This window comes from Rhizobacter sp. P1_G5 (genome assembly GCF_056405435.1).
In genome coordinates this window covers 1-1,538 of sequence record NZ_JBFUCB010000947.1, presented here as the reverse complement: position 1 = coordinate 1,538, position 1,538 = coordinate 1, and the positions used below count along the sequence as shown (strand labels likewise).

At 72.7% G+C, this 1,538-nt stretch carries 1 protein-coding gene and 1 pseudogene; both read right to left on the bottom strand.

All coding sequences use genetic code 11. The features are described from left to right. The coding region (locus AC1D12_RS33005; protein WP_477845335.1) for an alpha-ketoglutarate-dependent dioxygenase AlkB at positions 1–469 on the bottom strand (469 nt) is incomplete at its 3' end. A 10-nt stretch (positions 470–479) separates the two neighbouring features. After that, a pseudogene (locus AC1D12_RS33000) lies at positions 480–1,538 on the bottom strand (hypothetical protein); the annotation flags it as partial.

Here is a 1,538-nt window from a genome sequence, read left to right as displayed (position 1 = left end):
CCGCCGGCAGCCCCAGCGACACCGACACGATCGGTGCGCCGAAGTCCTCCTCATCGCGGTCCTGGTGCAGCGACAGCCGCGCCCCCGGTTCGTAGAAGTTGACGAGGCTCGCGTCCGGCTCGAAGCCGTCGAACCCCGCGCAGGCCGCGGCATGCACCGCCAGCTCGCGAAAACTGCGCGGCATCGCCGGCCACGCCGCGCCGCTCTGCGGATCGCTCGCCTGGTAGCGGTAGCCGCGCCGGTCGGACACCCAGCCGAGCGGCCCGCAGTTGGTCATCGCGACCGACATGCGCTGCCCGCCCGGCGTCACCAGGTGCCGCCACGGCGCTGCCGCCAGCACCGGCTGCAGGTCGGCCAGCAGGGCGGGCGCCCGCTGCAGCGCGAGCCGGCGCAACACCACCGCACCGTCGGCGATCACCTCCTGCGACGGCGGYGCATCGTCGATCGCATCGAACAGGTCACCGGTCATCGACGATCGGTCACTGCGCCCGCTGGAAGCCTGCATCCGGCATGAACCAGCCGTCGCTGACCGGCTTCACCTCGAGCGTCTTCACCTCGTAGCTGTAGCTCAGCAGCGGGCCGCCCGCGGCGCCGGCCGGCTTGCCGTCGCCGCCACCGCCACCGAGCAAGCCGCCCAGCAGGCTGCCGACGCTCGGTGCCGAGGTGTTGCCGCGCGCGGCCGAGGCGTCGTCGCCGCAGGCATTGCCGTCGGCCGTCCACGCCAGCGTCATCGCCATCGGGTAGCCGCGCACCTTCTTCAGCTCGTTGCCCCAGGCGGCGGTCGTCTTCGCGTTGGCGCCGCCCAGGTTGCGCAGCAGCGCGCCCATCGAGCCCGTCACCTCTTTCGGCAGGTACTTGCCGAACGGATGCTCGCCGCCGGCCGAAACGGCGGCGGCGTGCCGCGCCTGGAAGGCCTGCGTGATCACCTGCACCTCCTTCACCGCGCCGACCTCGGGCGTGGTCCACAGGTCGAGCTGCACCCGGTTGCTGTTGCGCCGGCCCTGCGGATCCTCCAGCTCCAGCACCCAGGCGAGCTGGAAGCGTTCGCTGTTGAACGCGCCGATCGCCTTGCGTTCGCCGGTGGCCACCACCTTCAGGTCGTTCTTCTTCAGCACCAGCGGGCACGACGGCTCGGCGGGCTTCGCCGGCTGCTCGGGCTTCGGCTTGTCGGGCTGCTGCGGCTGCGCCGGCCGGGGGCAGCCGGTCAGCGGGCATTCGGTGTAGGTCTTCTTCGCGATGTTCTGCGTCCACACCAGCTTGCGGTCCAGCCGCGTGATGTCGGAGGAGCGCGTGTCGCCGGCAAAGCTGCGCAGCAGCCGGTTGTCGAAGCTCAGTACGCCGTCGTTGCGGCGCATGTCGGCGCGGGTCTCGGTGAGCTGCTGGCCGCGCATCACCGGCATGATGGCACCGTCGATCGCGTAGGTGCTGCCCAGCACGGCAGTGCGCGCGGCCGGCGCGGCGCCGGGCACCTCGGGCAGCGTGGCGGGTGCGGCCGGTGGTGCGGCGGCAGGCGCCTCGGTCCCGCCCGGCGCAGGCGC